This is a genomic window from Magnetospira thiophila, from assembly GCF_054657015.1.
On the sequence record NZ_BAAHXF010000002.1, the window covers coordinates 1,049,461 to 1,076,187 of the forward strand.

A 26,727-nucleotide genomic window follows, 5' to 3' on the forward strand; every position below is an offset into this window, starting at 1 on the left:
ACATTATATCATTCTAACGTATAGTTTTCCTCCTACCGGTGTGTAGATGAAGATCAGAAACCGGCCCCTTCTGTTTCTATCTCTGGCCATCGCCCTTTCAGACTTTGCGGTGGTGGTCAGCAGTCACTATTTCGCCAAGCGGGCCCTGCACGAGACCCTCGTAGATGAAGGACAACGGATCGAGTCCAGCTACGAAATGCTGATCTCGCAGGTCTATGTGAACATGCTGACCATGGCCACCTTCATTTCCCTGGACCCGGAAATCAGCTCCTTGATGTTGGCCGGAAAACAGGCCGTGGAAGCGGAAGGCGGCGGTCCGGGGGGCGCGAAGGCCGCCATTATCCGACAGCAACTGCTCGACAAGATCGGCCCGTCCTGGCGCGAGGTCCAAGGGTCGTATCATGTCCGGCAGTTGCACTTTCACCTGGGTCCGGCCTCGACCAGCTTCCTGCGTGTCCATCGACCGGAAAAATTCGGCGACACGATGCATGACCTGCGCTTTACCGTGATCGATACCAACGCAGAACGGAACCCCCGCACCGGATTCGAAACGGGCCGCGTCTATTCCGGACTGCGGGGGGTGGTTCCCGTATCCGCCCTCGACCCTGAAACAGGAAAAACAGTCCATGCCGGAGCCCTGGAAGTGGGCACCTCCTTCGACACGTTGCTCACTATTTTGGACCAACGCTACGATTTTGGCGCAGCCGCTCTGCTCACGAAAGAACATGTGGAATCAACCATGTGGCCGGAAGCGATCAAAAAGGTTTTCGGTCAGAGCCAATCGGCTTGCGGATGCATGCTGGAAGCGGCCTCTCGGGACGGCCTGGAAGAGATCCTCTCCGCCGCGCAATCGAGCGCCATCTATTTACAAACCAAGGGAGCAGAATTCATCGAGGTCGGGGATCACACCTTTGCCATCAGTCACTTTCCCCTCCGCGATTACAAGGGGACGAAGGACCTCGCTCGCCCCCCTGTCGGGGCTTTGGTCTTTTGGCGCAATGCCGATGCGCAAATCGCCGCCTATGACATGTCGCAGCAGATCACCATCGGCTATGGCATCGTCGGGTTCATAGTGATCGAAATCCTGCTGATCGTCGCCTTCCGGTATGCCAGTCGGAAGCTCGCCAATGAGGTCACGGCCAAAACCCGTGCCCTGAGCGACAGCGAAACACGCTTTCGCAGGTTGTTTGAAAACGCCCCAATCCCGTACCAGTCCCTGGATGCGCAAGGCCGTATCCTTGATGTCAACAATGCCTGGAGCAGCCTCACCGGATTGCCCCATGAGCAGGTCATCGGCCAAAAATTCAAGGATGTGCTGACCGCGGAAAGCCGCGCCACGTATGACCAGACGTTCGAGCGGTTTCTGGCCGAGGGTAGCATGCACGGGGTGGAACTGGCCCTGCAAAGAGCCTATGGCCCGCCGCTCCTGGGCTCTTTCGAGGGCCGGGTCAGTTATGATGAACAAGGGCAGTTCAAGCAGACCTACTGTCTGTTCACCGATATCACGGAAAAACGACAAGCCGAAAAACAGATGGCCGAAAAAACCGCCGAATTGGAAAGATCCAATGCTGAATTCCAGCAGTTCGCCTCGGCCCTCTCCCATGACCTCCGAGAACCTTTGCGCATGGTTTCCAGCTTTTTGAAGCTGTTCCAACGCAAATTCGGAGGTGATGTCCCCGCCGAGGGGCTGGAATATTTGACGTTCGCCGCCAATGGCGCGGAACGCATGAGCCGCATGATCACCAGCCTGCTCGACTACGCCCGCGTCCATACCAGAGCCCTCACGCCCACCCCCGTGGACAGCAGGGCTGCCCTCGAAGAGGCGCTGATGAATTTGCGGGCGGTGATTGAAAATGATCCGGCAAAAATCACCATTCCTCCCGAAATGCCCCGCATTTTAGGCGATCACGACCTTTTGGTCCGAGTCTTCCAGAACCTCATCGGCAATGCGCTGAAGTACCGAAGTCCTGATCGCCCGGCGGAAATCGCCCTGACCGTTACGCGCCAAGAGCGGAACTGGCTGTTTGCCCTGGAAGATAATGGGATCGGCATTGAACCGCAGGATCAAGAGCGGGTCTTCGGCCTCTTTCAACGCTTGCACCACCCCGATACCCACGAAGGCAGCGGCGTCGGCCTGGCGCTGGTCAAAAGGATCATCACCCGAAACGGTGGCCGGATTTGGATCGAGAGCAACCGGAACAACGGCTGTAAATTCCTATTCACCTTTCCCATTTTATAATTGTAATTTTATTCTGGTTTTTGTTTGGTGCATACCCGCTCACTGACTAAAGGCTCATAGCTTTACCATAATCGGTGTAGACAAAAAGTGTTTCGGGAGGATAATGTTTTCATCATGTGATAAAAGCCTAATTCTCCTGTTCAGATTATCGCTGGGGGAGGTTATCGTACCGAACGGAAAGGCTCAGCGGATTGTCATGGGCTTTAGAGGTTTTGGGGTGAATTGATGCAAATTATTCTGGCGGACGACCATGCATTGATACGGGAGACTCTATCCCTGTATCTCTCGAGGATCTCCGAAGATGTCACAGTGCATGAGGCCTCCAACTTCGACGAGGCCTATACGCGCATGACTAATGGCCTCAAGCCGGATCTGGTCATCCTCGATTTGATGATGCCGGGCATGAAGGACTTTGCCGGACTGATCAACCTGACCGAAACCCACCCCCATGTGCCGGTGGTCATTCTCAGCGCCGTGGTGGAGGCCCATCAGGCCGCGCGCAGCCTGGAACTGGGCGCGCAAGGCTATATCCCCAAGACCATTCGGGGACCGGAATTGATCGAGGCCCTAAAAAAAGTCCTCAACGGCGAACGCTTCGTGCCCGACGACCTGTTGGTGGATATAGAACGGCATCCCGATGTCTCCGCCCTGACCCAGCGCGAGCGGGAAGTGCTGATTCTGCTCACCCAGGGGCATTCCAATCGGGACATTGCCGAACGCCTGGGAATCAAGGAGATCACCGTCAAGGTTCATCTCAAATCGGTGTTCCGCAAATTCAAGGTCAGCAACCGCACCCAGGCCGTGCGCAAGGCGATGGACCTGGGAATCGCCAGTCCCGCCTGACCCATGCCGCCGTCCCGTCCCCGCCCCGACGACCCGGCCAGTCTTGGTCGCCTGATTTCATTGTTTCGCCACGACCTGCGTCAACCCCTTCAGGCCATCACCTTGTTGCTCGATGTTCTGAAAGCAGAATCTTTGTCTCCCCGGGCCACGGATGTGGTCGAACGCCTTGATCGGGCGGCCGAAAACCTGAGCGCCCTGCACATTCAGTTGTTCGACTACGCCCGCCTGCAATCTGGAGAATTCCCCAACGATCTCGGACCACTGGATCTGGCTCCGTTGTTCGCACGGGTGCACCGGCAATTCGAGGAAAAGGCCCGACGAAAGGGTCTCACCCTGCGCCATGTGGCCCCCTCGGCCCCGGTGCTCGGCAGCGAGCCCTTGGTGGAAATCATACTGCGCCAACTGCTGGCCAATGCCCTGCACGTCACGACGCGGGGCGGTGTTCTGTTCGGCTGTCGCAAAACCGGCGACCATTTGCGCCTGCAAGTCTGGGACAGCGGGCCGGGCCTCCCCGAGGATCAATGGGACGCGATTTTTCAAGAGGGTTTCAAGGGGGATTCCAGGGGCCTGGGTCTGGGCTTGCCGATGGCCCGGCAGGCCGCCGATCTGCTCGGACACCCCCTCGAACTCTGCTCCCAAGAAGGACGCGGCTCGGTTTTTTCCCTGGCGCTGCCCCTGATATAGATCAGGGCTCTTTTGACCCATTGCGGCCTAAGCGTACCGACAGTCCGTATATCGCACCCTCTGCCATTTTTCATCGGCAACGGTCTCTCGGAGTCTTTCTGTCGTCTGGAAACCCTTGGTACCGTGCGCCTTCAGGCGGGTAGCTGTTGACCACCCTAGCGGATCTCTTCTCTCCGCTTCATTATCTCCGCACCTGCCGACTGCGAAATCGATGAAGGTACGGTTTGAGGTGAGGTAACGTGTGCTCTGTCGCCGTATCCGCATTGTACCGGTCGGTCACCGTATCGGAAGGTCCCACTTCCATCCTTCGACGGCGGCGACGACTGCAGCAACTGCCGCAATCACAGTCATAACCAGTACTATCCCATAGCCGAACCGTGCCCAAAACACCCGCCAGAGAATTTCAGCAACCAGCTCGTTGCGGGTGACAATGCCATCACGGAGAAAGTTTAGGTCATCGTCGTTTTCTTGATACCGCCGCCGCAAATCGTCCGTGGTGTAAAGTTGCATTTCGAGTTTGTTGCGGCCCTTCATAAGGTGCCGTGTGCGCAGTACATCGTACCATCTCATCAAGTGAACGGTCTGGTTGGGTTCAGAAATACTCATGCGTTTGACCTCTCGTTGTTTCCGTGACACAGAACCTTCGCGGACGCCTTGCCATTCGGTTTACGCCGCGCTCGACAGCGGCTTGGCCCGTTCGATACGCGCCATTTCCTTTGGCGAATGCGTCGCCTCCCACAGGTCCGTTCGCCTTTGCACGTTCAGCCAAAAGTCCGGACTGTTGCCAAATACGCGGGCAAGAATGAGCGCGGTCGGCGCCGTCACGGAGCGGCGGTCGTTGCACAGTTCGTTGACGTGCTTGCGCGGAACGCCCATGGCCTCGGCCAACGCGCCCTGCGTCAGACCCATGGGCCGCATGAACTCCTCGACAAGAATTTCGCCGACCGTGGCCGGTTTGCGCTTGGTCGTCAGCATGGTTTCACCTCACTTGTACCCGTGATCGTCGAGATAGAGGTCCGACGCCTCCCCCTTGCGGCTGTTCCAACGGAAAATCAACCGCCATTGCTTGTTGACGCGGATGGAATGGAGCCCGTCTAGATTTCCGCGCAGCTTTTCAAAGTGGTTGCTGGGCGGCACCCGTAAATCCTGGTCGCACGTCGCGTCATCGATCATCTGGAGCTTGCGGAACAGGCGGTTTTCGAGGTCGGGCGGGACATTGCGTGAGCGGACGTCATCCATAAAGAATGTTCGCAGCCAGTTATCCCGAAACCCAACGATCATCCCGCCACTCCATTCAGTACCAATGTACCACACATTGGGGCATTGGCGCAAGAAACGCGAACAACCCCGATGCCAAGCGATCAGGACTGTATGCCGTAGGGTAATGCGTTGAATTTACATGAAATTGTAGAGAAGATTGAAATCCAGAACTCTTCCCTCCGCCATCTAGCATCAGCGACGGTCTCTCGGAGTCTTTCTGTGGTCTGGAAACCCTTGGTTCCGTGCGCTTTCAGGCGGCAAGTTGTTGACCGTCCCACCGGCGTTTCTTCCCGCCCCCCCTCTCTCTCGGCCAATGTTCTCCGGTCATGTTGACTGCGGTCTGTACGGGGCTGAGGCGGTCCCGACAATCACAGATGTAGACTATTCTCGCGGGCTCGCCGGTGACGTTGAGGACGATATGTCCGACACAAACTCCAATGGGTGGTCGAGATCGAGTTTATCCCTTAGTGCAACACGAAGCATCTCGAGCGCGGCTCGCGATTCGCTCAGGTCCTTTTGTGCGCGGCCGCGTATCTGCTTGATCAGGGAGTTCAAGTCAATCATGCGCGGCTGAAGGGCGGCTAGCTGTTGCTCGTCTAGATAGTGACTGCCGATCTCGCCCGTGTCGAATTTGCCTGCGGGAAGCCGGTCTGCTAGCGAAGTTCGCTCGGTGGCATAAACCTTTGTGGCATCAACAAGACTGTTGTGGCTCATGCCTAAAGAGCGGACCTTGTCGAAGGTGTCACCGTGATTCAACCCGAGCAACATGCCGAGCTCCTCAGCCGAAAAATCAATATGATCAGGAAAAGTGACGAGTGGCTGAACGAACGACCAGAGCTTCTCATCCTCCACCGCATCTGGAATGCCTTCCCCTATCTTGCCGTGCACCTCAACAAAGTTTTCGTAGATATGCATGGTCTTGACCAGAAGCGCGCGCCCATGAGCTTGCTGGATCAGCCTTCGGTCTTCGGCACGGTGTTTTCGCTCCTCACGGAGGGCAATGAGTTGAGCAATCAGGGCCAAGCTGCCGCCGACGAACGCACCAACAATGGCCGGCCAGAATTCGGTTGCGCTAATAATCGCTTGTAAAACCGTTGGTTCGCTTGGGGTTTGCATGAGCCGACCTCATCTTCACGCCACCTCGTCTACCAGCTCCACCCGCAGCCGCTTGCCCAGCACCGCCGCCGCTTTGTCCATGGTGAGCAGGGTCACCGAGGGGTTGTCAGGGTCGAGCAGGCGGTTGAGGGCTGCGCGGCTAGTGTGCATGCGCCGGGCCATCTCCGACTTGCTCAGGTTTTCCTCGACCATGGTCCGGCTGACCTGCCACGCCAGGGTGCGTTTGATGGCGACGGCGTGTGCCTCGGCCAGTATGCCATCTTCTTCCAAAAGGTCGTCCAGGGGCGAGCCGATGTGAGGGTTGCGGGCCTTGGTCATGAGAACTTCTCCAGTTTGCGTTTGCGATCCAGGGCTAGGTCGAGATCCGATTGCGGAGCCTTTTGGGTCTTTTTGATGAAACCATGCAGCAACACCATACGACCCTCGACGATGCAGAACAGGACGCGGGCGATCCGGTTGCCGAGGCTGGTCCGCACCTCGAACACCCCGTTCTTCATCGGCTTGCAGGTCGGCATCCCGATCGGCCAGCCGAACTCGACCGTCTTGATGTCCGTGCCGATGCGAAACCGATCCTCTTTGTCCAACGCTTTCAGCCAATCCCGCACCGGTTCGGTACCACTCTCGGAGCGGAAGAATACGGCCTGAATGCGCTTCATTTGATCGACCACAATGAAATGTACCAAAAATGATCCGCACGAACAAGGAGGAAGGAGTTTGCATCAAAATTGTTGAGACAAATACAAATAGTGTCTTATTTTTATTCAATAAAATAGAGAATACTGGATTCCAGAGTCCGTCCCCCCGCCGGAGGATCTCGATAAAAAAGGAGAGGACCTGAGCCCTCTCCTTCAGTGGATTCGTTTTGAGAACAACTAGTCCAGAATTCTGGACCACCAGCCTTTTTTCCGATCTTCCGTCTGTACCGCATCCACATTGACCACATCGGTGCGGGCCGGTGGTTGCGGTTCCTCGACAGGGCTTTCCTCCGCCGGAGCGTCCTGCGCCGTGTCTTCGACAACACTCAGCGCGACTTCCAGTGCCGGAGCAGTCTCCTCCGAAGCGTCAACCGGAGTTTCCTCTTCCTTTTTCTTGCGCGGCGCGCGACGACGGGGGGCCTTCTTGGGCGGCTCTTCGTCGCTTGCTGCGGCCTCGACAAGGGCCTCGGCCTCCGGGGCGGCATCTTCGTCCACCGTCACGGGCTGTTCCGCTTCAAGAACAGGTGCTTCCGTCCCATCCTCGGCTGGAGCGGCGGCGCTTGGTTCGCCGTTTTCGCCATTTTCGCCATTCTCGCCGGTTTCCGCATCGGGACGCTTCCGCCGACGTCCGCCGCGACGGCCCCGACGACGACGCTTTTTCGGCGCATCCTCGTCGCCACCGCCCTCCCCGACGGCGGCCTCCTCGGAGTCTTCGGAGTCCTCGGACTCCTCTTCCGTCTCGTCATTGGCAGACTCGGGAGCCTCCGTTCCGTCGGGACGCTTGCGACGACGACGCCGACGCTTCTTGCGCTTGTTGCCGTCCTCATCGGTGTCTTCGGTGGCTTCCTCTTCGTCGGGATTCCCCAGATCGAGGACCGGAATATTCACAATGGCCGGGGCATCGGCGCCACGGGCCTTGATGCGCTCGATCCGGTGAGCCGGAGGGATCAGCGCGTCATCCCCTTGAATCATCACCGACAAGCCATAGCGGGCCTCGATATCGGCCAGAGCCAAGCGCTTGTAATTGAGGATATAAAGAGCAACCGACGTCGCCACATGGACGATGATTTCCGCCGAGCGGCTGAGGGTCCCTTCTTCCTCGATGGCCCGCAACACATGCAGCGCCGTCGATTCCGTGGACCGGATGACACCGGTTCCGGAGCAATGGGGGCAGGATTCGAAACTGGTCTCGATCAGGCTCGGACGCAGGCGCTGGCGCGAGAGTTCGAGCAACCCGAACGGGCTGATGCGGCCAATCTGAATGCGCGCCCGGTCATTGCGCATGGATTCCTTCAGTTTGCGCTCGACGTTGGTCTGATAGCGCGACACTTCCATGTCGATGAAATCAATGACGATCAGCCCGGCCAGATCCCGCAACCGCAACTGACGGGCGATTTCTTCCGCCGCTTCGAGGTTGGTCCGATAGGCGGTCTCCTCGATGTTGCGCTCCTTGGTCGACCGTCCGGAATTGACGTCGATGGAAACCAGGGCCTCGGTCGGGTTGATGACGATATAGCCGCCCGACTTGAGCTGCACATCCGGTCCATGCATGGCATCCAGTTGGCTTTCCACCTGGAACCGCTGGAACATGGGGACAACGTTGTCCTTGTAGGGCTGCACCTTCTTGGCGTGGGACGGAATCAACATCTTCATGAAGTCCTTGGCGGTGCGATAGCCCTCGTCGCCCTCGACCACCACTTCATCAATGTCCTTGTCGTACAAGTCCCGGATCGAACGCTTGATCAGGTTGCCTTCCTCGTGAATCAGGCAAGGCGCGGCGCTTTCCAGGGTCGCGCTGCGAATGGTATCCCACAGCCGCAGCAGATAATCGTAGTCGCGCTTGATCTCGGCCTTGGAGCGCTGCGCCCCGGCGGTGCGCACGATGACCGCCATGCCATCCGGAATAGACAGGTCGCCAAGCACCGACTTCAGGCGCTTGCGGTCATTGACACTGGCGATCTTGCGCGAAATGCCGCCAGCCCGGGTGGTGTTGGGCATCAGCACGCAATAGCGACCGGCCAGGGACAGGTAGGTGGTCAGCGCCGCCCCTTTGTTGCCGCGCTCTTCCTTGACCACCTGCACCAGCAGAATCTGCCGCCGCTTGATCACCTCTTGAATCTTGTAATTGCGGTAGGACTGGGAGGGCCGACGGGCCTCGGCCTCCTCGGCCGGATCGTCGCCGCCCAGTTCCTCGACGGTTTCCGCCGATTCTTCAGAGCTTTCCGCAGACTCATTAGCGTTTTCAGGAACCTCGTCGGCATCGCCGTTGACCGGTTCCTGCACCGAGGTCTCGGCCATCATGGCCTCGCGGTCGGCGACCGGGATCTGATAGTAATCGGGATGAATTTCGCTAAAAGCCAAAAACCCGTGGCGATTGCCGCCATATTCGACAAAAGCCGCCTGAAGGGACGGTTCGACGCGGGTTACTTTGGCGAGATAGACATTTCCCTTGAGTTGTTTGCGGGAGGCGACTTCGACATCAAAGTCTTCCAGCCGATTGCCGGTCGCCACCACGACCCGTGTTTCTTCCGGGTGGGTGGCATCGATGAGCATGCGTTTGATGGCCATGTATTGTAGAACTCCTGACACCCGACGTTCCCCGACGGCGGAGCCGCGAGCTGGATCGGGTGGTTTTGGTGAATGCTCCGGCGGCGCGCGCATGCCGTTCCAGGGGGCTGACAAAGCCAAAAGTCTGGGAAACGGAATTCAACGGGCGGTCCTCTCCGGGAGCTAAGAAATTAGGTAGGGCGACACTGGTACAAGCGGCCCCGTCGGGGCGGGTCAGGGCGAAAAATCAGCCTCCCATCAAAGGGGGTTCCGATTCGCCCCGGTCCCGAGCCGAGCCGAGCGACCGACGCCAGTGCGTTGTTAACATAACGGTAGGGATATCATTCGACAATGGCCTTGTTGAGGGTTTTTAACTCTGGCACCAATAAGGAGTCGGGCAAGGCTTGCCCCCTACTTCCATCGGGGTATGATAGCCCCCGCATTCAGGCCCCGGTTGCCGGGACCGGTAGAGTCAATTGGATTTTTTACGCATGGGCACTGGCGGCGACCACAGGAAAACGACGATGCGGCACCCCATGGGATTGATGCTGTCGGCATTGCTCGTTCTTGGACTGTTCGGCCCGCTTTCGGCTTTGGCGGCCAATACGCCGTCGGTGCATGACCTTCGACTGGGGGCGCATCCGGGCTATTCGCGTTTTGTCCTGGAACTGGACCAGCCCCTGGAATTTCGGGTCTATGCCCTGACCAATCCCTATCGGGTGGTGATCGACATGCCGGAGGTGGGCTGGCACCTGCCCGAGGATACCGGCTCGCACCGGGCCGGGTCGATCAGCGGTTTCCGCTATGGCCTGTTCCGACCGGGGCAATCGCGGGTCGTGCTCGACGCCACGGTGCCGGTGGGCATCCGTCAGGCCCTGGTCCTGCCGCCGGGCAAGGGATTGGGCTTTCGCTTCGTGCTCGATCTGGAGCCGATCTCCGAGCAGGCGTTCCTGAACAACCTGGGGCAGACCTCGGCGCGGGCGATCATCTCCGGGACCAGCTCCGCTCCCGAAGAATCGGCGCCGCCCGTTCAGGCCGCGCCCGCCCGCCCCAACCTGCCCGACGACGTCATTCTGCTGGCGCGGCTCGGACCGCCGAAGCCCAAACCCCTCGACCGACTGCGCAAACGGGTGGTGGTGCTCGATCCCGGACATGGGGGGATTGATCCCGGAGCCACCGGAGTCAGCGGCATCCATGAAAAGAACATCACTCTGGCCATGGCCCGCGAGGTTCGGGACCGGTTGCAGGCCACCGGACGCTACAAGGTCATCCTGACCCGTGATCGCGACATTTTCATCCGCCTGCGGGATCGGGTGAGCATGGCCCGTGACCGGGGCGGCGAGTTGTTCATCTCCCTGCATGCCGACACCATCCGGGATCGTCAAATCCGCGGCCTCTCCGTCTATACCCTGTCCGAGAAGGCCTCGGATAAGGAAGCCGGGCTACTGGCCGAGAAGGAAAACAAGGCCGACTTGATCGCCGGGGTGGATTTGACCCACGAATCCGATGAGGTGACCAACATTCTCATTGACCTGGCACAACGGGAGACCATGAACCAATCTGTGCAGTTTGCCTCCTTGCTGGTCCATGAACTGAGCCGCGAGACCAAGCTGCTCCGCAACACCCACCGATTCGCCGGATTCGCCGTGCTCAAGGCCCCGGACATTCCCTCTGTGCTGATGGAACTGGGCTTCCTGTCCAACAGCAAGGACGAAGCGGCCCTGCGCGATCCGGGCTACCGTAGCGATCTGGCCCGCGCCATCTCCCAGGGGATCGACAGCTATTTCACCCAGGTCGAGGAAGCCATTCGACGCTGAGGCGCGAAAAGGTCATCAAATGGTCCATTTTTCCGCTTAATGTTGCCTCGCTTGTCCTTGTATAAAGGGCGGCAAGCGAGGATTTATCATGTTGTTGCGCCTTCTTGGGGTCTTTGCCGCCCTTTTGTTGCTGCTCTGCCTGATCGGGGCGGCGGGGGTAGGCTATGTGTTTTACGCCTTTGGCAGCGGCCTTCCCGACTATCACCAGCTGAGCGACTACAAACCGCCGGTGATGACCCGTGTCCATGCGGGGGATGGCCGCCTGTTGTCCGAATACGCCATCGAAAAGCGGGTCTTCGTCCCCATCACCGCCATTCCCCTTCGGGTGGCCCGGGCTTTTCTGGCCGCCGAGGATCAACATTTCTACGACCATACCGGGGTTGATCCCATGGGGGTCGCCCGAGCGATGCTGACCAACCTGAAGAATCTGGGCTCTGGACGACGGCTTCAGGGGGCCTCGACCATCACCCAGCAGGTCGCCAAGAATTTCCTGCTCACCAACGAAGTGTCCTACCGCCGCAAGATCAAGGAAGCGATCCTGGCACTGCGCATCGAACGGGTTTTGCCGAAAGCCCGCATTCTTGAACTCTATCTTAATGAAATCTATCTCGGTTATGGCTCTTACGGGGTGGCCACGGCAGCCCTCAACTATTTCAACAAGTCGCTGGGGGAACTGACCGTCTCTGAGGCCGCTTTTCTGGCTGCCCTGCCCAAGGCCCCCAACAACTACGACCCGATCACCAAGACCGACGCCGCCATCGAGCGCCGCAATTGGGTGGTCGGACGCATGTTCGAGGAAGGTTGGATCACCGCACAACAGCGGGATCAGGCGCGCGACGAACCGCTAATCGTCCGCGAACGCTCGGCCACCGAATTCGTCACCGCCGATTATTTTGCCGAGGAAGTGCGCCGTCAACTGGCCGACCAATATGGTGAAAGCGGTCTCTACAAGGGTGGCCTGTCGGTGCGCACCACCCTCGATCCACATTTGCAATCCATTGCCCGTCGAAGCCTGCGCGAGGGACTGATTGACTATGATCGGCGGCATGGCTATCGCGGCCCGGTGGGACGCATCGCCGCCGAGGGGGCCGCCGCCCTGCCCGCCGACTGGCTCGGTCAATTGCGGGCTGCGGCGGCGCCCAAGGGATTGCCCGACACTTGGTCCCTTGCCGCCGTGGACAAGGTCGGCGCCGATCAAGCCGAGATTCTGTTTGCCGATGCCCGCCGGGGCACCCTGCCCCTGGCCGAGTTGCGCTGGGCCAGAAGCGCCGAAAAAGACCAGGAACGCGGCCCGGCGATCCAACGGGCGAGCGATGTTGTGCGGGTGGGCGATTTGATTCTGGTCGAGCCGGTCACCCCTTCGCCCAACGACAAAACCGCGCCACCGGAAAACACCTATGCCCTGCGCCAGATGCCGGAAATTCAAGGGGCATTGGTGGCCCTCGATCCGCATACCGGTCGCGTGCTGGCCATGGTCGGCGGGTTCGATTATCAGCAGAGCGAATTCAATCGCGCCACCCAGGCCCAGCGGCAGCCGGGTTCGGCCTTCAAGCCGATTGTCTATCTGGCTGGCATGGATAGCGGGTTCACCCCCTCCTCAATCGTTCTTGATGCCCCCTTCGTCATCGACCAGGGACCGGGCCTGCCCAAATGGCGTCCGGCCAACTACACCAAGCAGTTCTACGGGCCGAGCACCCTGCGTTTAGGCATCGAGAAATCGCGCAACCTGATGACCGTGCGTCTGGCCCAGGAATTGGGCATGGATCGGGTTGCCGAATATGCCCGCCGTCTCGGGGTTTACGACAATCTCCCGCAGACCCTGTCCATGTCCCTGGGCGCCGGGGAAACCACCCTTCTCCGCTTGACCACCGCCTATGCCATGCTGGTCAACGGTGGCAAGAAAATTCAGCCGAGCCTCATCGACCGCATTCAGGACCGCAAGGGGCGGACCATTTTCCGCCATGATGACCGCCCCTGCCCCGACTGCCGGGCGGTGAACTGGACCCGACAGCCGGTGCCACTGGTTCCCGATACCCGAGAAGCCGTCACCAGCCCGGCCAGCGCCTATCAGATCGTTTCCATGCTCGAAGGGGTGGTCAAACGGGGGACGGGGCGGCGGATTTCCGAACTTGATCGACCGTTGGCCGGCAAAACCGGCACCACCAACGACAGCCTGGACAGCTGGTTCGTGGGATTTTCCCCCGATCTGGCGGTCGGAGTGTTCATGGGCTTTGACGAGCCCCGCAGCCTGGGCCGCAAGGAAACCGGCTCCAGCGTCGCCGCGCCGGTGTTCAAGGACTTCATGGGCGAGGCCCTGAAGGATCAGCCGATCATCCCCTTCCGCATTCCCAATGATATCCGTCTGGTGCGGATCAATGCCCGCACCGGAAAACTGGCCCGCACTTCGGACAGAGATGTGATTCTGGAAGCCTTCAAGCCAGATACGGTGCCGACCGAACAATCGGAAGCCGAAGAAATCGACAGCCGCAGCATGGGCGGCAGCGGTGCCCCGGCACTGGGAACCGGCGGGTTGTACTGATACACAATTCTTTCAATCCTTGACCAAACAAGAATATCGTTACACTGTAATATTTGCAAACTTCACTGATATATCCAGGCCATTCACTTTCCGCTTATATGTCAAATCGGATGAAAGAGTTGCGCCTAACACAGCCATACGAATCGGCAATATTTGCCCACTCCAAAAATCAGGCCCTGTATTCATAAATCTGAAACCAATTTATTGATTTTATTATTTACATATACCTCCAATGAATTAAAATTAATGCTCGACGTAAGGGAAATCTTCGCCTCATCTTATAAAACGGGTTGATGGGGGGGGGAGAGGCCGGGCCAAGGATCTTCTTGGAGGCGAATTCTGCCTCTGAATCAAAAAGATAAAATTGCCACGGCCCATCCGTCGATGCCGGGATTGCCGTTGCCTCGAATAATGGTGTGTTCATTGACTGGTAAATGAATGTGGGGATGAAAAATGGCGGAGATCTCTCGAATCGTCACGAACAATGCAAAAGGCGCCCCGCAGGAGGATCAGGAAACGGCACAATCCGACCTGCCGCCGGGCATTGAGATCATCAAGAGCAATCTGCCCGGTGACGGCATGCGCCTCAGTCTCGATCAGATCACCAGTCCGGCCTATATGGTCAACAACAACTTTGAACTGGAATGGTGGAACACTGAATCCACCGCGCTGCTTTTTCCGGATCGCCTCAACAAGGCGCTGGAGATTGCTGAACGCAACATTTTCCTCCTGTTCTCCGCCAGCCGGACCGCCCTGGAAGCGGAAAGTTGGGACGTCCTGCGCGACCTGCATGTCTCCATCGCCAAGAAACGAGTCTCCCGCAAGTCGATCGTCGCGCTCGATGCGGAAATCGAGGATGACAGGAACTATCTCGACAAACTGCTGGAAATTTATGACAAGACTCCGCCCCTGGTCACCCGCGCCATGATCCGCACGGAAGTGAACCTGGGCCCCCGTGGCGGAGCGGAAAACTGGTTCCATGTCTACGCCTCGTTTTTCAGAGAGGGCATTTTTTTCGTCTATGAGCCTTTCGAGAGCGAAGTCGAGACGTTAAGCACCTTTCTGGCCCGACGGGACGTGGTCATTCGGGAATTGATGCGCCACAAGCGTCCCTATCTGACTCCCCTGGCGGTTTTGGTTGCCGACCTGCAAAGCTCCACGAAGATCTGCGCCGAATTGCCCCCCGAGGAATATTTTGAACTGATCAATTCCATCTGGAGCGCGGTGGAACCCAACCTGCGCCGTTTCCATGCCACCCACGGCAAGCATGTCGGTGATGGGATGGTCTATTACTTCCTCCCGCAGCCCGATTCCTGCTACATCGAAAACGCCCTGTACTGTGCCGGCGAAATGCGCAAGACCATGCAGGACATATCCCGCAAATGGCGCACACGGAAAAACTGGCTCAATGAGTTACAGCTTAACATCGGCATCCATGAAGGCGAGGAATGGTTCGGCACCTACCAAACCCCGACCCATCTGGAATTCACTGTCCTTGGCGATACCATCAATCAGGCCGCCCGATTGAGTGACTTTGCGCGCAAGGGGTCCATCTGGGTCAGCAAACAGGTGGTCAGCAAGCTCAGCTATCACCATCGCAAGCAACTCTACTTCGGCATCCGGCGGCGCGGCGACGACGGTCAGGAAATCTTGGTGAATTCCACCTTCTCACGGATCGTCAATCTCGTCGACCTGAGCAATCCCAAAAACGAAAAGTTTCAGGATATCGCGACCCTTCCGGTGACCGAGGTACTGGACATCAATTTTTTAGACGAATAATCCGTTATCAGATGGTGCCGAATTCCGGCAGGCTGGCGGTGCCGAACCAGAAATCCTCCAGCGCCTTCACCTTTTCGATAAAGGTCTGAAATTCCGGCGGCTTGACCACATAGGCGTTGGCTCCGTTGCGATAGCAGGCCTCAATATCCTCGGGCGCCGAAGAGGTGGTCAGAGCGATCACGGGGATTTCCTTGAGCTGCGGATCGCGGGCCATGGCGGCCAGCACCTCACGCCCGTCCATGCGCGGCATGTTCAGATCCAACAGTACCATGTGGGGTTTTTGACGATCCCGGTAGATCCCCTCACGGCGCAGATAGGCCATCGCCTCTTCGCCATTGACGACGTGGAAGACGTCGCAGAGCACCCGTCCGGCCTTGAAGGCTTCCTGGGTCAGCCGGGCATCGCCTGGATTGTCCTCCACCAGGAGCACCCGCATCATCGTCAAGTCTCCAATCACTCAGCCCGCCTCCTGGAGCGGTCGTTGTCAGGCCTTGTCCGTCCTTCCATAAGCGGCTAATACAACGCTTGAACTGACCACACGACGGGCAACGAACAACGCTTGGTTCACTATAAACGTCTGACCAATGACTTACAATAGAGGTCTTGCATGCGCGCTGAGGTAGAAAATATCGCCGAGCAAATCAAGCAGTCGATCGAGCTGCTGAGGAGGCATCTTTGACTACGATCAGGCCCGACTGAGACTGGAGGAGCTCAACGCCCTCACCGAATCCCCCGACCTGTGGAACGACGCCGCCCGCGCCCAGGCGATGATGCGCGAGCGGAACCAATTGGAATCCGGCCTGGCCGCCATTCACACCCTGGAGCAGGATCTTTCCGATACCCTCGAATTGATCGAACTGGGCGAGGCGGAGGACGATGCGGACGTGGTGGCGGAAGCCGAGGCCGCCCTCAAGGCGATGCTCGACCGGGCCGCCCAGGCTCGGCTGGAGACTCTGCTGTCCGGCGAGGCCGACGCCAACGATTGCTTTCTCGAAGTGCATGCCGGGGCGGGCGGCACCGAGGCCCAGGACTGGGCCGAGATGCTGCTGCGCATGTATAGCCGCTGGGCCGAATCCAAGGGCTACAAGCTGGAATGGATCGAAGAAAGTCCTGGCGAAGAGGCCGGGATCAAATCGACCACTCTCAAGATTTCCGGCCACAATGCTTACGGCTGGCTGAAAACCGAAAGCGGCGTGCACCGGCTGGTGAGGATCTCCCCCTACGATTCCAGCGCCCGCCGCCACACCAGCTTTTCCTCGGTCTGGTGTTATCCGGTGATTGATGACGCCATCGACATCGACATCCAGGAAAAAGACCTGCGCATCGACACCTACCGCGCGTCCGGGGCCGGGGGGCAGCACGTCAACCGCACCGACAGCGCCGTCCGCATCACCCACCTGCCGACCAATATCGTCGTGCAGTGCCAAAACGACCGTTCGCAGCACAAGAACCGGGCCACCGCCATGAAGATGCTGCAAGCTCGTCTCTACGAGCGCGAACTGCAAATCCGCGAAGAGGCCTCGCAGGCCGAGCATGACGCCAAGACTGATATCGGCTGGGGACATCAAATCCGCTCCTACGTGCTGCAACCCTATCAGATGGTCAAGGATCTGCGGACCAACGTGGAAACCAGCAACACCCAAGGGGTGCTGGACGGCGACCTGGACCCCTTCATGGCCGCCGCCCTGGCCGCCCGGCTGGGCAACGCGCCGGAGTCATGAGGCCGATCGGTCTGTGCGTCGTCCTGACGCTGCTTTTCGCGAGCCCGGTCCGGGCGGTGCCGCTGGAGGCCGCCAACAGCCCCTATCTGGCCCTGCATGAACATGATCTGGTGCGCTGGCACGGCTGGGACCCGGACACCCTCGCCCTGGCCCGGCAGGAAGGCAAGCCGATCTTTCTGTCCATCGGATATCTGGCCTGTCACTGGTGCCATGTGATGCAGGACGAGCATTTTCGCGACCCGGAGACGGCGGACATGATCAACCGTTGGTTCATTCCGATTCTGGTGGATCGCGAACACCGGCCAGAGGTGGACGCCTTTTACATGCAGGCTGCCGCCCGGCTCGGGCTGTCCACCGGATGGCCGCTCAATCTGTTCCTCACCGGCGACGGCACCCCCTTCTTCGGCGGAGTCTATTTCCCCCCGGAACCGCGTCAGGGGATGCCTTCCCTGCGACAGATCCTGACCCGCGTCGCCACGACCCATGCGGCCAATCCAGGCGACATCCGAGAACAGGGCCGCAACCTGATCGCGGCCCTGGGCCAAATCGAGCCGACCGCCCTGCCCGGCCTCTCCAAGACCGCCAGTGCCTTGATGGAGCAGCGGGATTCGTTTAATGGCGGCTTTGGAACGGCACCCAAATATCCCCATCTGGCGGCTTTGGATTTACTCTGGCGAGCTGCGATCCGCCAGGATCGCGCGGATTGGCGAGAGGCCGTCATCGAGAGCCTGGATGCCATGCTGCGGGGCGGCTTGCACGATCATGTGGGCGGCGGCTTCTATCGCTACTGTGTCGATGCGCCCTGGCGCGAACCGCATTACGAGAAAATGCTCGACGTCAATGCCGCGATGCTGCGGCTGATGACCCGAGTATGGAAGGAAACCCACGATCCTGTTTTGGAACAAGCGATCCGGAATACGGTGCGGTTTCTGCTCGACGACATGGGCCTCCCCGACGGCGGGTTCGCCTCTTCCTTGGATGCAGACAGCCGCTCGCCACGCAACGGCCGAATGACCGAAGGGGCCTTCTACGCCTGGCGCGAGAGCGATATTCGACGGGTTCTCGGGACGTGGAGCGACGGCTTCTTTGCCTCTTATGGGCTGACCTCAGAAGAATCCGGCGGGGTTCTGTTTCGTCATGGGGAGGCCCTCCGCCCGGAAGACCTTGCCCTTCTGCGCGCCGCCCGGCAACAGCGCCCCGCCCCGCGCCGCGACGACAAGCTGCTGGCCGACTGGAATGCCATGGCCGCCGCCGCCCTGGCCGAAGCCGGCGTTACCTTAGGCGAAATGGCATGGATCACGGCGGCGGAACAGACCCTCGCGGTTCTGTGGGACCGCCTGATTGATGGACGCGGGGCGCCGACCCATGCCCTGTATCTGGGCAAGGCCGCTCCTCCGGCGCTGCTGGATGATCTGGCCAATGGCATTGATGCCGCCCTGACTCTCTATGACATCACCGGACAAGCCCCCTATCTCGCCCAGGCCCGGGAGATGGCCGAACGCGCCCTGTTAATGCACGAAGATCGGGAAAGCGGCGGCTTTTTTGCCACCGCACACGACCAGCCCCTGTTACCGGTACGCCTCAAACCCATGCAGGATCATCCCAATGCCTCCGGAAATGCCCTGATCGTCGAGGGACTGGCGCGGCTTTATTATCTGACCGGTCAGGAACCCTGGAGAGTGGCCGCCGACAGAACATTGGCCGCCTTTTCCGGCGATCCGGAACAGCCGTTGCGCCATGCCGCCCTGGTGGCCGCCGCCGATACCCTGAGCCACGGATTGCAAGTGGTGTTGGTCGGCGAACGACAGGACCCGGCCACCCAGGTCCTGCTCCGGCACGTCTTTGCCCTGGACCTGCCGGGGCGGATTTTGCAGGTCCTCCCTCCCCAATCATCCTTGCCCGAGGGCCATCCGGCGCGTGATAAGCCGCAGGTGGCGGGCCGTCCCACCGCCTATGTCTGTCGCGGTCCGGTCTGTTCCCTGCCGGTCACGGATGCGGTTGAACTGGCGGAAACCCTGAAGGACCTGCGTCAGCTTCCAACCAGCGGCAGGTAGAAGGCCTCCTCCAGACCGGCCCGATCCCGCGCCGGACCATTGAAGGGCGGCTTGAAACGCCCGGGAAATCGTTGCCGCACCAGATCCTGAAAGGTCGGCACCGGGTCCCGCCCCCGGCGCGCGCATTCGAACCGGAACCAGCGCACCCCGGCCGCCACATGGCGTTCCTCTTCGGCACCGATCAGGGCCAGAATTTCGGCGCTGTCCCGGTCGCCATGGCTGTTCAGGCGCGCCACCGCCCCCGGTGTGGTGTCCAGACCGCGCGCCTCCAGCACCATGGGCACCAGAGCCAGCCGTGCCAATAAATCGTCAGCGGTGTTGGTCGCCGCCTCCCACAGACCGTCATGGGCCGGGAGATCCCCATAGGCCGCGCCCAACTCGGCCAAACGTGCCGCCAGTAGTGCGAAATGCCGGGCCTCGTCCTCCGCCACCAGAACCCAATCATCATAAAAAGCGCGGGGCAGATCCGGCCTCCCGAAACGAACAATCAAATCCCAGGCCAGATCAATGGCATTAAACTCAATATGCGCGATGGCATGCAGCAGGGCGATGCGACCGCTCAGGCCGCCCTTGCCGCGCCGGGGCATGTGACGCGGGTGCAGGAGTTCCGGTGTCTCTGGACGAGCCGGACGATCCAGGGCCAGCGCCTCCCCGTGACCGGAGTCGCTCACCTGTCCCTGACGCCAAGACTCGGCCAACGCCAGACTTGCCGCCGCCTTGTCCGACGGTTCCGGGGTCAGCAGAATCGCCCGCGCGCGGGCCGCCAGGGTGTTGGCGTCCGTCCTCACGTTCGCACTTCCCAATTAAATTCTTCAGGCAAATCAATTCCCCCTTCTATTAAATCCTAACAGGTGACCAACTTTGCGCCTAGCCTTGTCACGGCTCATCCAAACCCCGCAAAATCAATTTTGACGATTACAAAAATTGTCATTACAATACAATTTGTGATTTGTCTTAATGTTATATATTCTATGTAAATGAAATACCTGATTCTCCTTCTGCTGGCTCTGGGTGCGCCGAAGGCCACGGCGACCGAAGGGCTGATTTATCCCGCCCATGTGATCCGGGTGATTGATGGCGATACCTTCTGGGCGTGGATCGAACCGATGCCGGACCTCCAGGTTAAGCGCGCCATTCGTCTGGATGGAATCGACGCCCCCGAAATCCGGGGAAAATGCGACAGCGAGCGCGCCCTGGCCCAGCGCGCCAAGGCCCGCCTGACCGCCTTGCTCAACGGCAAGGTAACGGTCGAGGGCTCCCACCCTGGCAAATATGCCCAACGCCTGATCGCCCGGGTGCGGGTCGATGGCAGGGACATTGCGTCGATCCTGCTCGACGAAGGACTTGTCCAACCCATGCGGGGCGGACGCCGTCTGGCTTGGTGCGGTTGATCTGCACCCCCTGAGCCAAACGCCTCGTCCCCAGGCCTTCAAGGGCAAGACCTCACCCAGCTCATACCAGTCCGGCCACCCGGGCAATCAGCCAGCGGCACCCGCTTCTCTTCCACCCTTATGACCGCAAGGCCATCGACGCGGGCATCTGTGGACACCCCGGCCCGACGACGGCAGGAACTTGTAAGTCGCGTTTGGCCAGATCAAGGCCGATTGTGGTAATCTTGGACATTGAACGCTCCTTGTGCTTGAAAGCGTCGACGTTCTCCAGCATGACTCATCGCGAGGCCGCCGGGGGGGGTGTCCATGCCACTACCGCAATCCCAAGGGAGCCGCTATGCGCATTTTATTGTCTACACTCGCCATTTTTTTGACGCTTTCCGTCAGCGGTACGGCAGAAACCCTGAAAACGCTGACCTGGGATGATTTGTTGCCCGAACTGCCGCCGTTAGAGGATCCCTTCACGACGCTAACGGAGGACCAGCAATACGATATAGCCGAACTCTCAGATATGCAGGCGCTGAGGGAACAGGGCGTGGATGCAATTGAAGTAATGGGTATTGGTTCGGTCGAGGAAAATGACCTGAGATCAAAACTTGCCAAGCAGGGCGTAGACGTGGAGGCCCTTCTGCGCAGAGATCAAGCTTACCGGAAGGAGCTTCTGCGTCGGAATTCTTCCGTGAATGAGAGTCTGAACGGCCAAGATGTGAAAATTCCGGGTTTTGCACTACCACTGGAATTTAATGGGGAAGCGGTGACCGAATTCTTGCTCGTCCCCTTCGTGGGTGCCTGTATTCATGTCCCGCCGCCGCCAATCAATCAAACCGTCTTCGTCAGAGTAACCAAGCCTTACGTGCCATCCAATCTGTATGACCCGGTCTGGGTGATCGGCCGCATGTCGGTAAAGAGGTCCACGAGCGATCTGGCCCTGGTGGACGGCCAGGCCGCCGTTGAAGCCGGCTATACCTTGGAAGGTGGTCGTCTGGAGCCCTATAAGGAGTAAGGGGGCTCACGGTGAAAAATGAAATCTGAAGGACATAAAGTCAGACCCTGTTGACGGACCGGATAATATACGATACGGTTGACGCCATGGGATTCAGGTATTCGGAGGCACACAAGGTGAAGCGGAACAAGGCGGTGCCGTCTTTGGCCCCCAATCATCGAAAGGTCTTTGCCGCGTTGCGCAAGGCCAAACAGCCACTGACCGCCTATCAATTAATCGATGCGGTCCGCTCTGCCGGGATTTCAGCGCCGCCGACGGTGTATCGCGCCCTTGATCGGCTAATCGCTGAAGGCTATGCGCACCGTTTGGAAACCCTCAAAGCATTCGTCGCCTGCACTCATGATCACCAGCAGACCGAAGCGACCATTTTCATGATCTGCGACGGTTGCGGGCAGGCCGAAGAAATTATTGATTCCGATGTTGGCGCTCGTTTGGAGAAACGTGCCAGGGACGTCGGCTTTCACACGGAGCCAGCCACCATCGAGATGCGCGGCTATTGCCGGGACTGCATCAGTCAATCCCTTTCAATTTCACAATGAACGAAAGATTATGACAATGAACTCTCTCTACAAAGCTGCAAGTTTCAGTGTCCCGCTGGGGCTTTGGGTGCTTATTCAGGTTGCTCCCGTCACGGTATGGGCGGAATCCCAGCCCCATGAGCATGGTGTCGGACACCTGAATCTGGCGATCGAAGGACACGATCTGGAAATCGAACTTGCGGCTCCGGGGGCCGATATCGTCGGCTTCGAACATGAACCGACAACACCGGAACAGCGGGCGGCCATCGAGCAGGCAGAGACCAAATTGAAAGCCGGTGCCGATCTGTTCTATTTTCCTGGTTCTGCGGGCTGCGAGCTCAAAAAAGTCGAGGTGGAATCTGCCCACATGGAAGATCACCATGGCGAGGAGCAGGCCCACAAGCAGGCGGACCATGAAAAGGATCACAAGGACGGAGAATCTGAGGAACACGCCGAATTCCACGCACACTATCATTTCGAGTGTGCTGACACGGGGGCGGTCACCTATATGGAAACCCGGTTTTTCGAAGTTTTCCCTGCGGCTCAGGAGTTGGAGGTGCAATACATTACCTCGCGTGGCCAGGGTGCGGCGGAACTGAAATCGACCGACCCACGGTTGACATTCTAACCCCGGCTCTGACATCAAAATGATCGAAGACGCCGTTGCCCTGAAGAATGTTTGTTTTCGCTGGCGCCCCCGAGATCCCCTTGTTCTGAACATTGAGGCCTTTAAGGTCGCAGCAGGTGAGCGGGTATTCCTGAAGGGACCCAGCGGCAGCGGCAAAACAACATTGCTCAATCTTTTGGGCGGTGTGGCCGTGCCGGAACTGGGTGAGGTTCGCATTCTCGGCCAGGACATGGTGCGATTAAGTGGTTCACAAAGAGACACCTATCGTGCCGATCATGTTGGCTTCATCTTCCAAATGTTTAATCTCGTGCCCTACCTCTCCCTGGTCGACAACGTGCTGCTGCCTTGCCGGTTTTCCCGGAGTCGGCGTGAGCGAGCTGGCTTTTCGCAGGCGCGGTTGGAGGAGGAAGCGCGACGCTTGCTTGACCATATGGAACTGGATGCCACTCGCTTTGAGAGGCGCGGCGTTTCGAGACTCAGTGTCGGCCAGCAGCAAAGGGTCGCCGTGGCCCGCGCCCTGATTGGTGCTCCGCCGTTGATCATTGCTGACGAACCCACCTCGGCTTTGGATTCGGACGCCCGGGGACGCTTTCTCGATCTATTGTTCCAGGAGGTTCGGGAAGCAGGAGCCACCTTGCTGTTCGTCAGTCACGATGCAAGCCTGGAACCCGCCTTTGACCGGTCCGTCGCGCTGAGTGACATCAACAGACACGGGAAGGAGGCGCCATGAGCGGTGGCCCCATTTTCGGTCTGTCCCTGCGCAGCCTGGTTAATCGACGGACGACGGCACTTTTGACCATGTTCTCCATCGCGGTCAGCGTCATGTTGGTGCTGGGCGTGGAAAAAGTCCGAACCGGTGCACGTGCCAGCTTTGCCAATACCATTTCAGGTGTTGATCTGATCATCGGCGCGCGCAGCGGCGCCACCCAGTTGTTACTCTATTCCGTTTTCCGCATAGGCAACGCGACCAACAACATATCCTGGCACAGCTACCAGGAACTGAAGGAACGTTCCGGCGTGGCCTGGACGATCCCTTTGTCGCTTGGAGATTCGCACCGTGGTTTCCGCGTTCTGGGAACCAACCAGGATTATTTCCGGCATTTCCGCTATGGGCGAAAACAGTCCCTTACCTTTGTTTCCGGCGGGCCTTTCGAGGACGTATTCGATGCCGTGTTGGGGGCCGACGTTGCCAAGGCGCTGGGTTATCGGCAGGGAGATCCCATAGTGGTCAGTCACGGGCTCGGTGCCGAGAGCTTTTCGAAGCACGACGACAAGCCATTCAGAGTCGTTGGCATATTGGCCAAAACCGGAACGCCCGTGGACCGTACCGTCCATGTGAGCCTGGAGGGTATCACGGCGATCCACGTCGACTGGAAGGGTGGCTCCCGCATCCCGGGCATGACCGTCAGCGCCGAACAGGTGCGCGCCATGAACCTGCGTCCGAAATCGGTGACCGCGATTCTGGTGGGGCTTGAATCACGCCTGGGGACGTTCGCCATGCAGCGAGCGGTGAATGAGTACAAGGGAGAACCCCTGCTGGCCATACTACCCGGTGTTGCCCTCCAGGAACTGTGGGATTTGATGGGCACGGCGGAGGCGGCTCTTACGGTCATTTCGCTCTTTGTGGTTCTGTCGGGTCTACTGGGCATGTTGACGATGCTGCTGTCCAGTCTCAACGAACGCCGCCGGGAAATGGCGATCCTCCGGTCCGTCGGCGCGCGCCCCGTCCACATCTTCGCCATGCTGATGGCCGAAGCAGCCTTGCTGGCGGGTACGGGGATCGCCGTTGGGGTTGGCTTTCTCTATGGAGCCCTTTGGGTCGCTCGCCCTATCCTTGATGCCCAGTACGGACTTTACCTGCCTCTGACGGCCCCTTCCTTGCAGGACATATGGCTCCTTGGCTTGATCCTGCTGGCTGGACTGGCGGCTGGACTTGTTCCCGCATCATTGGCTTATCGTCAGTCTCTGGCCGACGGCATGGTGGCGCGAACCTGAGGCGATGGTCGTTCATGATTGGCAGCGTGGAATGATGCCGTTGGCGACGATTTTGGAGGCGGCGGTTACTCTTCATCCTCAAGGGGGATCAAATGTAAATATCCGTGCTTCACGCCCGTCTGAGCGATGATTTGATTCGCCATATTGCGAACTTCTTCGATGGTCCCGTTCAAGACGGTGGCTTCGACGCAGTTCTCTTTGTCGACGTGAAGGTGGAGCGTTGCCGTGGGAATGTCATGGTGATGGTGCTGGGCCTCAACGAGCCGTGACGACAGGGTCCGTTCCTTGTGATTGTACATATAGACGACACAGCCGACGCATTTTGCTTCCTCTTTTACCGCGATCCGTTGTTCCGCGAGCATTTTCCGCACTGCGTCCCGGATGCCTTCCGAGCGGTTGGAATATCCCTTCAACTCCATCAGCTCGTCAAACTTTTCAAGCAGTTCATCGTCAATCGTAACGGTAATACGTTCCATCATCGGTCATCCGGTGTTGCATTGGCTTGCGAGTGTGATATTTTTTATTTTCATCACACTTGCTTGGTTTGTCCATCTTACAGGGGATTCGAACGATGAAACGATCATTCTTTCTCGCCGCCGCCGTTCTGGTGGCGGCTGCAACACCTGCCCTGGCCCATACCGGCGCCGGGTCTGTTTCAGGCTTTTCCGCAGGCTTTGGCCATCCGGTCGGTGGACTCGATCATGTACTTGCCATGGTCGCGGTCGGGATCCTGGCTGCCCAGATGGGCGGCAAATCCATGTGGTTCGTCCCGGCTTCGTTTGTCGGCATGATGATTGTCGGCGGATTGTTTGGTATGATCGGCGTGCCGGTGCCGTTCGTCGAAATTGGTATCGTCGGCTCCGTGATCGTGTTGGGCGGCGTGATCGCCGCCGGACGTCAGATGCCGATGGGTCTGGCTATGGCTTTGGTCGGGGTGATGGCGATTTTCCACGGTCACGCCCATGGCACGGAAATGCCGGTAAACGCCAGCGGTCTCGAATACGGCGTCGGATTTGCCGTCGCCACGACGACCCTGCATGCAGCCGGGATTGGATTGAGCATTGCCGTTCAGAAAATGGCGGAAAAGATTGCTCCGATTGCCGTTCGGGTGGGCGGTGGAGGCATCGCGGCCGCTGGAGCCCTGCTCTTTATTGCCTGAAGCGGTTGATTGGAGGGCGGAATAAGCCGCCCTCCTTCAAAACCTTACGACGAAGCGGCGGTGTACAGACGGTTGTGAAACAGTGTGCTGTACTTAAACCTGTCGAAGTTCTTGGCAAGGGCAAGGACGGCCAAGTCCAGCACGGGCTCGACGAGGATAACCGTCATATAGGCCGCGCCAAACAAGCCCACCTGGGCCAGATTCTCAGCGCCAAACCCTTGACCATAGAATGCCCAGAATGCGACCCAGGCGACGATCCCGGCCTGATAACTGGTGGATAGGGCCAAGGCTTGTGCATAGGTCACGTCCTTGTACGCCGTTCCATTCGGAATGACCTTCCGTGCCAGCAGGCTCATGGCAAATAGCGGCACCAGCAACGTCGTGACGTTGATACCGTATTGGGGCAAATCCGCCGGTGCGAACAGAAGCCCTTGCACCAACAATCCGAAAGCGAGACCGAGTGCCGCCGCTCCGCCTCCGAAAATCAGGAACAAGGTCGAGCCGAGAATGAAATGAACTTCGGACACGCCAATGGAGTGATGTGGCAGGACTTCAAAAAAACTGAAGACAAGCGCCGTGGTGGCAACCGTTCGCGCCGCCAGGGAGACAATGCCTCCGTCGTTTTTAATCGTGTCGTAGGCCAGCTTTCCCGCCAGCCCAAAAGCTCCAGCCGCTGTGGCATAGCTGAGGGTGATTTTAGCGCCGTCAACGACGCCCGGTTCGATATGCATGATATTTC

26 protein-coding genes are annotated in these 26,727 nt (G+C 58.9%); 15 read left to right on the forward strand and 11 right to left on the reverse strand.

Annotation, left to right across the window (positions count from 1 at the left end):
- The first annotated feature begins 46 nt into the window (after positions 1–46).
- From ACYQ1P_RS14750 to ACYQ1P_RS14760, 3 genes are all read left to right on the forward strand, one after another.
- A complete protein-coding gene (locus ACYQ1P_RS14750) occupies positions 47–2,239 on the forward strand; it encodes an ATP-binding protein (protein WP_460021100.1) in 2,193 nt (730 codons plus the stop codon).
- Between the two features lie 225 nt (positions 2,240–2,464).
- Positions 2,465–3,082 carry a response regulator transcription factor gene (locus ACYQ1P_RS14755; protein WP_460021101.1) on the forward strand — a complete coding sequence of 206 codons (618 nt, stop codon included), beginning with the start codon at positions 2,465–2,467 and terminating at the stop codon, positions 3,080–3,082.
- A 3-nt stretch (positions 3,083–3,085) separates the two neighbouring features.
- Positions 3,086–3,766 carry a sensor histidine kinase gene (locus ACYQ1P_RS14760; RefSeq protein WP_460021102.1) on the forward strand — a complete coding sequence of 227 codons (681 nt, stop codon included), beginning with the start codon at positions 3,086–3,088 and terminating at the stop codon, positions 3,764–3,766.
- A 276-nt stretch (positions 3,767–4,042) separates the two neighbouring features.
- Here the strand turns inward: ACYQ1P_RS14760 and ACYQ1P_RS14765 are convergent, their stop codons facing one another.
- The 7 genes from ACYQ1P_RS14765 to ACYQ1P_RS14795 form a co-directional block, all read right to left on the reverse strand.
- Positions 4,043–4,372 carry a hypothetical protein gene (locus tag ACYQ1P_RS14765; protein WP_460021103.1) on the reverse strand — a complete coding sequence of 110 codons (330 nt, stop codon included), beginning with the start codon at positions 4,370–4,372 and terminating at the stop codon, positions 4,043–4,045.
- A 60-nt stretch (positions 4,373–4,432) separates the two neighbouring features.
- On the reverse strand, positions 4,433–4,741 hold the full coding sequence (locus tag ACYQ1P_RS14770) for a HigA family addiction module antitoxin (RefSeq protein ID WP_460021104.1): 309 nt from the start codon (positions 4,739–4,741) through the stop codon (positions 4,433–4,435).
- A gap of 9 nt (positions 4,742–4,750) precedes the next feature.
- Entirely contained in the window at positions 4,751–5,047 is a 297-nt protein-coding gene (locus ACYQ1P_RS14775) for a type II toxin-antitoxin system RelE/ParE family toxin (protein WP_460021105.1), read from the reverse strand.
- Positions 5,048–5,407: 360 nt separating this feature from the next.
- Entirely contained in the window at positions 5,408–6,142 is a 735-nt protein-coding gene (locus tag ACYQ1P_RS14780; RefSeq protein WP_460021106.1) for a hypothetical protein, read from the reverse strand.
- A 15-nt stretch (positions 6,143–6,157) separates the two neighbouring features.
- The gene (locus tag ACYQ1P_RS14785) at positions 6,158–6,460 is read right to left on the reverse strand and encodes a Fis family transcriptional regulator (RefSeq protein ID WP_460021107.1); all 303 of its coding nucleotides are present in this window, start codon (positions 6,458–6,460) and stop codon (positions 6,158–6,160) included.
- Complete coding sequence (locus ACYQ1P_RS14790; protein ID WP_460021108.1) at positions 6,457–6,825, reverse strand: type II toxin-antitoxin system RelE/ParE family toxin; 369 nt, start codon at positions 6,823–6,825, stop codon at positions 6,457–6,459. Before ACYQ1P_RS14790 ends, ACYQ1P_RS14785 begins: the two co-directional genes overlap by 4 nt.
- Positions 6,826–7,014: 189 nt before the next feature.
- Positions 7,015–9,405 (reverse strand): Rne/Rng family ribonuclease, encoded by a 2,391-nt coding sequence (locus ACYQ1P_RS14795; protein ID WP_460021109.1) that lies wholly within the window; start codon positions 9,403–9,405, stop codon positions 7,015–7,017.
- A gap of 503 nt (positions 9,406–9,908) precedes the next feature.
- Here ACYQ1P_RS14795 and ACYQ1P_RS14800 point away from each other — a divergent pair.
- From ACYQ1P_RS14800 to ACYQ1P_RS14810, 3 genes are all read left to right on the forward strand, one after another.
- Positions 9,909–11,201 carry an N-acetylmuramoyl-L-alanine amidase gene (locus ACYQ1P_RS14800; RefSeq protein WP_460021110.1) on the forward strand — a complete coding sequence of 431 codons (1,293 nt, stop codon included), beginning with the start codon at positions 9,909–9,911 and terminating at the stop codon, positions 11,199–11,201.
- A gap of 88 nt (positions 11,202–11,289) precedes the next feature.
- On the forward strand, positions 11,290–13,740 hold the full coding sequence (locus ACYQ1P_RS14805) for a penicillin-binding protein 1A (RefSeq protein WP_460021111.1): 2,451 nt from the start codon (positions 11,290–11,292) through the stop codon (positions 13,738–13,740).
- Positions 13,741–14,193: 453 nt separating this feature from the next.
- Positions 14,194–15,519 carry an adenylate/guanylate cyclase domain-containing protein gene (locus ACYQ1P_RS14810; protein ID WP_460021112.1) on the forward strand — a complete coding sequence of 442 codons (1,326 nt, stop codon included), beginning with the start codon at positions 14,194–14,196 and terminating at the stop codon, positions 15,517–15,519.
- Positions 15,520–15,526: 7 nt separating this feature from the next.
- Here the strand turns inward: ACYQ1P_RS14810 and ACYQ1P_RS14815 are convergent, their stop codons facing one another.
- On the reverse strand, positions 15,527–15,958 hold the full coding sequence (locus ACYQ1P_RS14815; protein WP_460021113.1) for a response regulator: 432 nt from the start codon (positions 15,956–15,958) through the stop codon (positions 15,527–15,529).
- A gap of 168 nt (positions 15,959–16,126) precedes the next feature.
- Between ACYQ1P_RS14815 and prfB the strand changes: the two genes are divergently transcribed.
- Both prfB and ACYQ1P_RS14825 read left to right on the forward strand, forming a co-directional pair.
- Positions 16,127–17,240 (forward strand): peptide chain release factor 2 gene (gene prfB, locus ACYQ1P_RS14820; RefSeq protein WP_460021114.1). Its coding sequence is split into 2 segments (ribosomal slippage): positions 16,127–16,195 and positions 16,197–17,240, totalling 1,113 coding nucleotides; the frame shifts between segments, so codons are not numbered across the junction.
- A complete protein-coding gene (locus ACYQ1P_RS14825) occupies positions 17,237–19,294 on the forward strand; it encodes a thioredoxin domain-containing protein (RefSeq protein WP_460021115.1) in 2,058 nt (685 codons plus the stop codon). The genes prfB and ACYQ1P_RS14825 overlap by 4 nt, the downstream gene beginning before the upstream one ends.
- Here the strand turns inward: ACYQ1P_RS14825 and ACYQ1P_RS14830 are convergent.
- Complete coding sequence (locus ACYQ1P_RS14830) at positions 19,270–20,082, reverse strand: ferritin-like domain-containing protein (protein ID WP_460021116.1); 813 nt, start codon at positions 20,080–20,082, stop codon at positions 19,270–19,272. The genes ACYQ1P_RS14825 and ACYQ1P_RS14830 overlap by 25 nt on opposite strands.
- Before the next feature lie 189 nt (positions 20,083–20,271).
- On the opposite strand from ACYQ1P_RS14830, the gene ACYQ1P_RS14835 reads away from it, so the two are divergent.
- From ACYQ1P_RS14835 to ACYQ1P_RS14860, 6 genes are all read left to right on the forward strand, one after another.
- On the forward strand, positions 20,272–20,685 hold the full coding sequence (locus tag ACYQ1P_RS14835; RefSeq protein ID WP_460021117.1) for a thermonuclease family protein: 414 nt from the start codon (positions 20,272–20,274) through the stop codon (positions 20,683–20,685).
- 337 nt (positions 20,686–21,022) lie between these two features.
- Positions 21,023–21,688, forward strand: coding sequence for a DUF3299 domain-containing protein (locus tag ACYQ1P_RS14840; protein WP_460021118.1), 666 nt, complete (start codon positions 21,023–21,025; stop codon positions 21,686–21,688).
- A 116-nt stretch (positions 21,689–21,804) separates the two neighbouring features.
- The gene (locus tag ACYQ1P_RS14845) at positions 21,805–22,227 is read left to right on the forward strand and encodes a Fur family transcriptional regulator (protein ID WP_460021119.1); all 423 of its coding nucleotides are present in this window, start codon (positions 21,805–21,807) and stop codon (positions 22,225–22,227) included.
- A gap of 16 nt (positions 22,228–22,243) precedes the next feature.
- The gene (locus ACYQ1P_RS14850; RefSeq protein WP_460021120.1) at positions 22,244–22,834 is read left to right on the forward strand and encodes a DUF2796 domain-containing protein; all 591 of its coding nucleotides are present in this window, start codon (positions 22,244–22,246) and stop codon (positions 22,832–22,834) included.
- Between the two features lie 19 nt (positions 22,835–22,853).
- Positions 22,854–23,564, forward strand: a complete 711-nt coding sequence (locus ACYQ1P_RS14855) for an ABC transporter ATP-binding protein (RefSeq protein WP_460021121.1) — start codon at positions 22,854–22,856, stop codon at positions 23,562–23,564.
- Positions 23,561–24,829, forward strand: coding sequence for an ABC transporter permease (locus ACYQ1P_RS14860; protein ID WP_460021122.1), 1,269 nt, complete (start codon positions 23,561–23,563; stop codon positions 24,827–24,829). The genes ACYQ1P_RS14855 and ACYQ1P_RS14860 overlap by 4 nt, the downstream gene beginning before the upstream one ends.
- Positions 24,830–24,894: 65 nt before the next feature.
- Here the strand turns inward: ACYQ1P_RS14860 and nikR are convergent, their stop codons facing one another.
- The gene (gene nikR, locus ACYQ1P_RS14865) at positions 24,895–25,305 is read right to left on the reverse strand and encodes a nickel-responsive transcriptional regulator NikR (RefSeq protein ID WP_460021123.1); all 411 of its coding nucleotides are present in this window, start codon (positions 25,303–25,305) and stop codon (positions 24,895–24,897) included.
- A gap of 95 nt (positions 25,306–25,400) precedes the next feature.
- On the opposite strand from nikR, the gene ACYQ1P_RS14870 reads away from it, so the two are divergent.
- Positions 25,401–25,988: a HupE/UreJ family protein gene (locus ACYQ1P_RS14870; RefSeq protein WP_460021124.1), complete on the forward strand. Its 588-nt coding sequence runs from the start codon at positions 25,401–25,403 to the stop codon at positions 25,986–25,988.
- A gap of 44 nt (positions 25,989–26,032) precedes the next feature.
- Here ACYQ1P_RS14870 and ACYQ1P_RS14875 read toward each other — a convergent pair whose 3' ends face one another.
- Positions 26,033–26,719 (reverse strand): energy-coupling factor ABC transporter permease, encoded by a 687-nt coding sequence (locus tag ACYQ1P_RS14875; protein WP_460021125.1) that lies wholly within the window; start codon positions 26,717–26,719, stop codon positions 26,033–26,035.
- Positions 26,720–26,727: the final 8 nt, after the last annotated feature.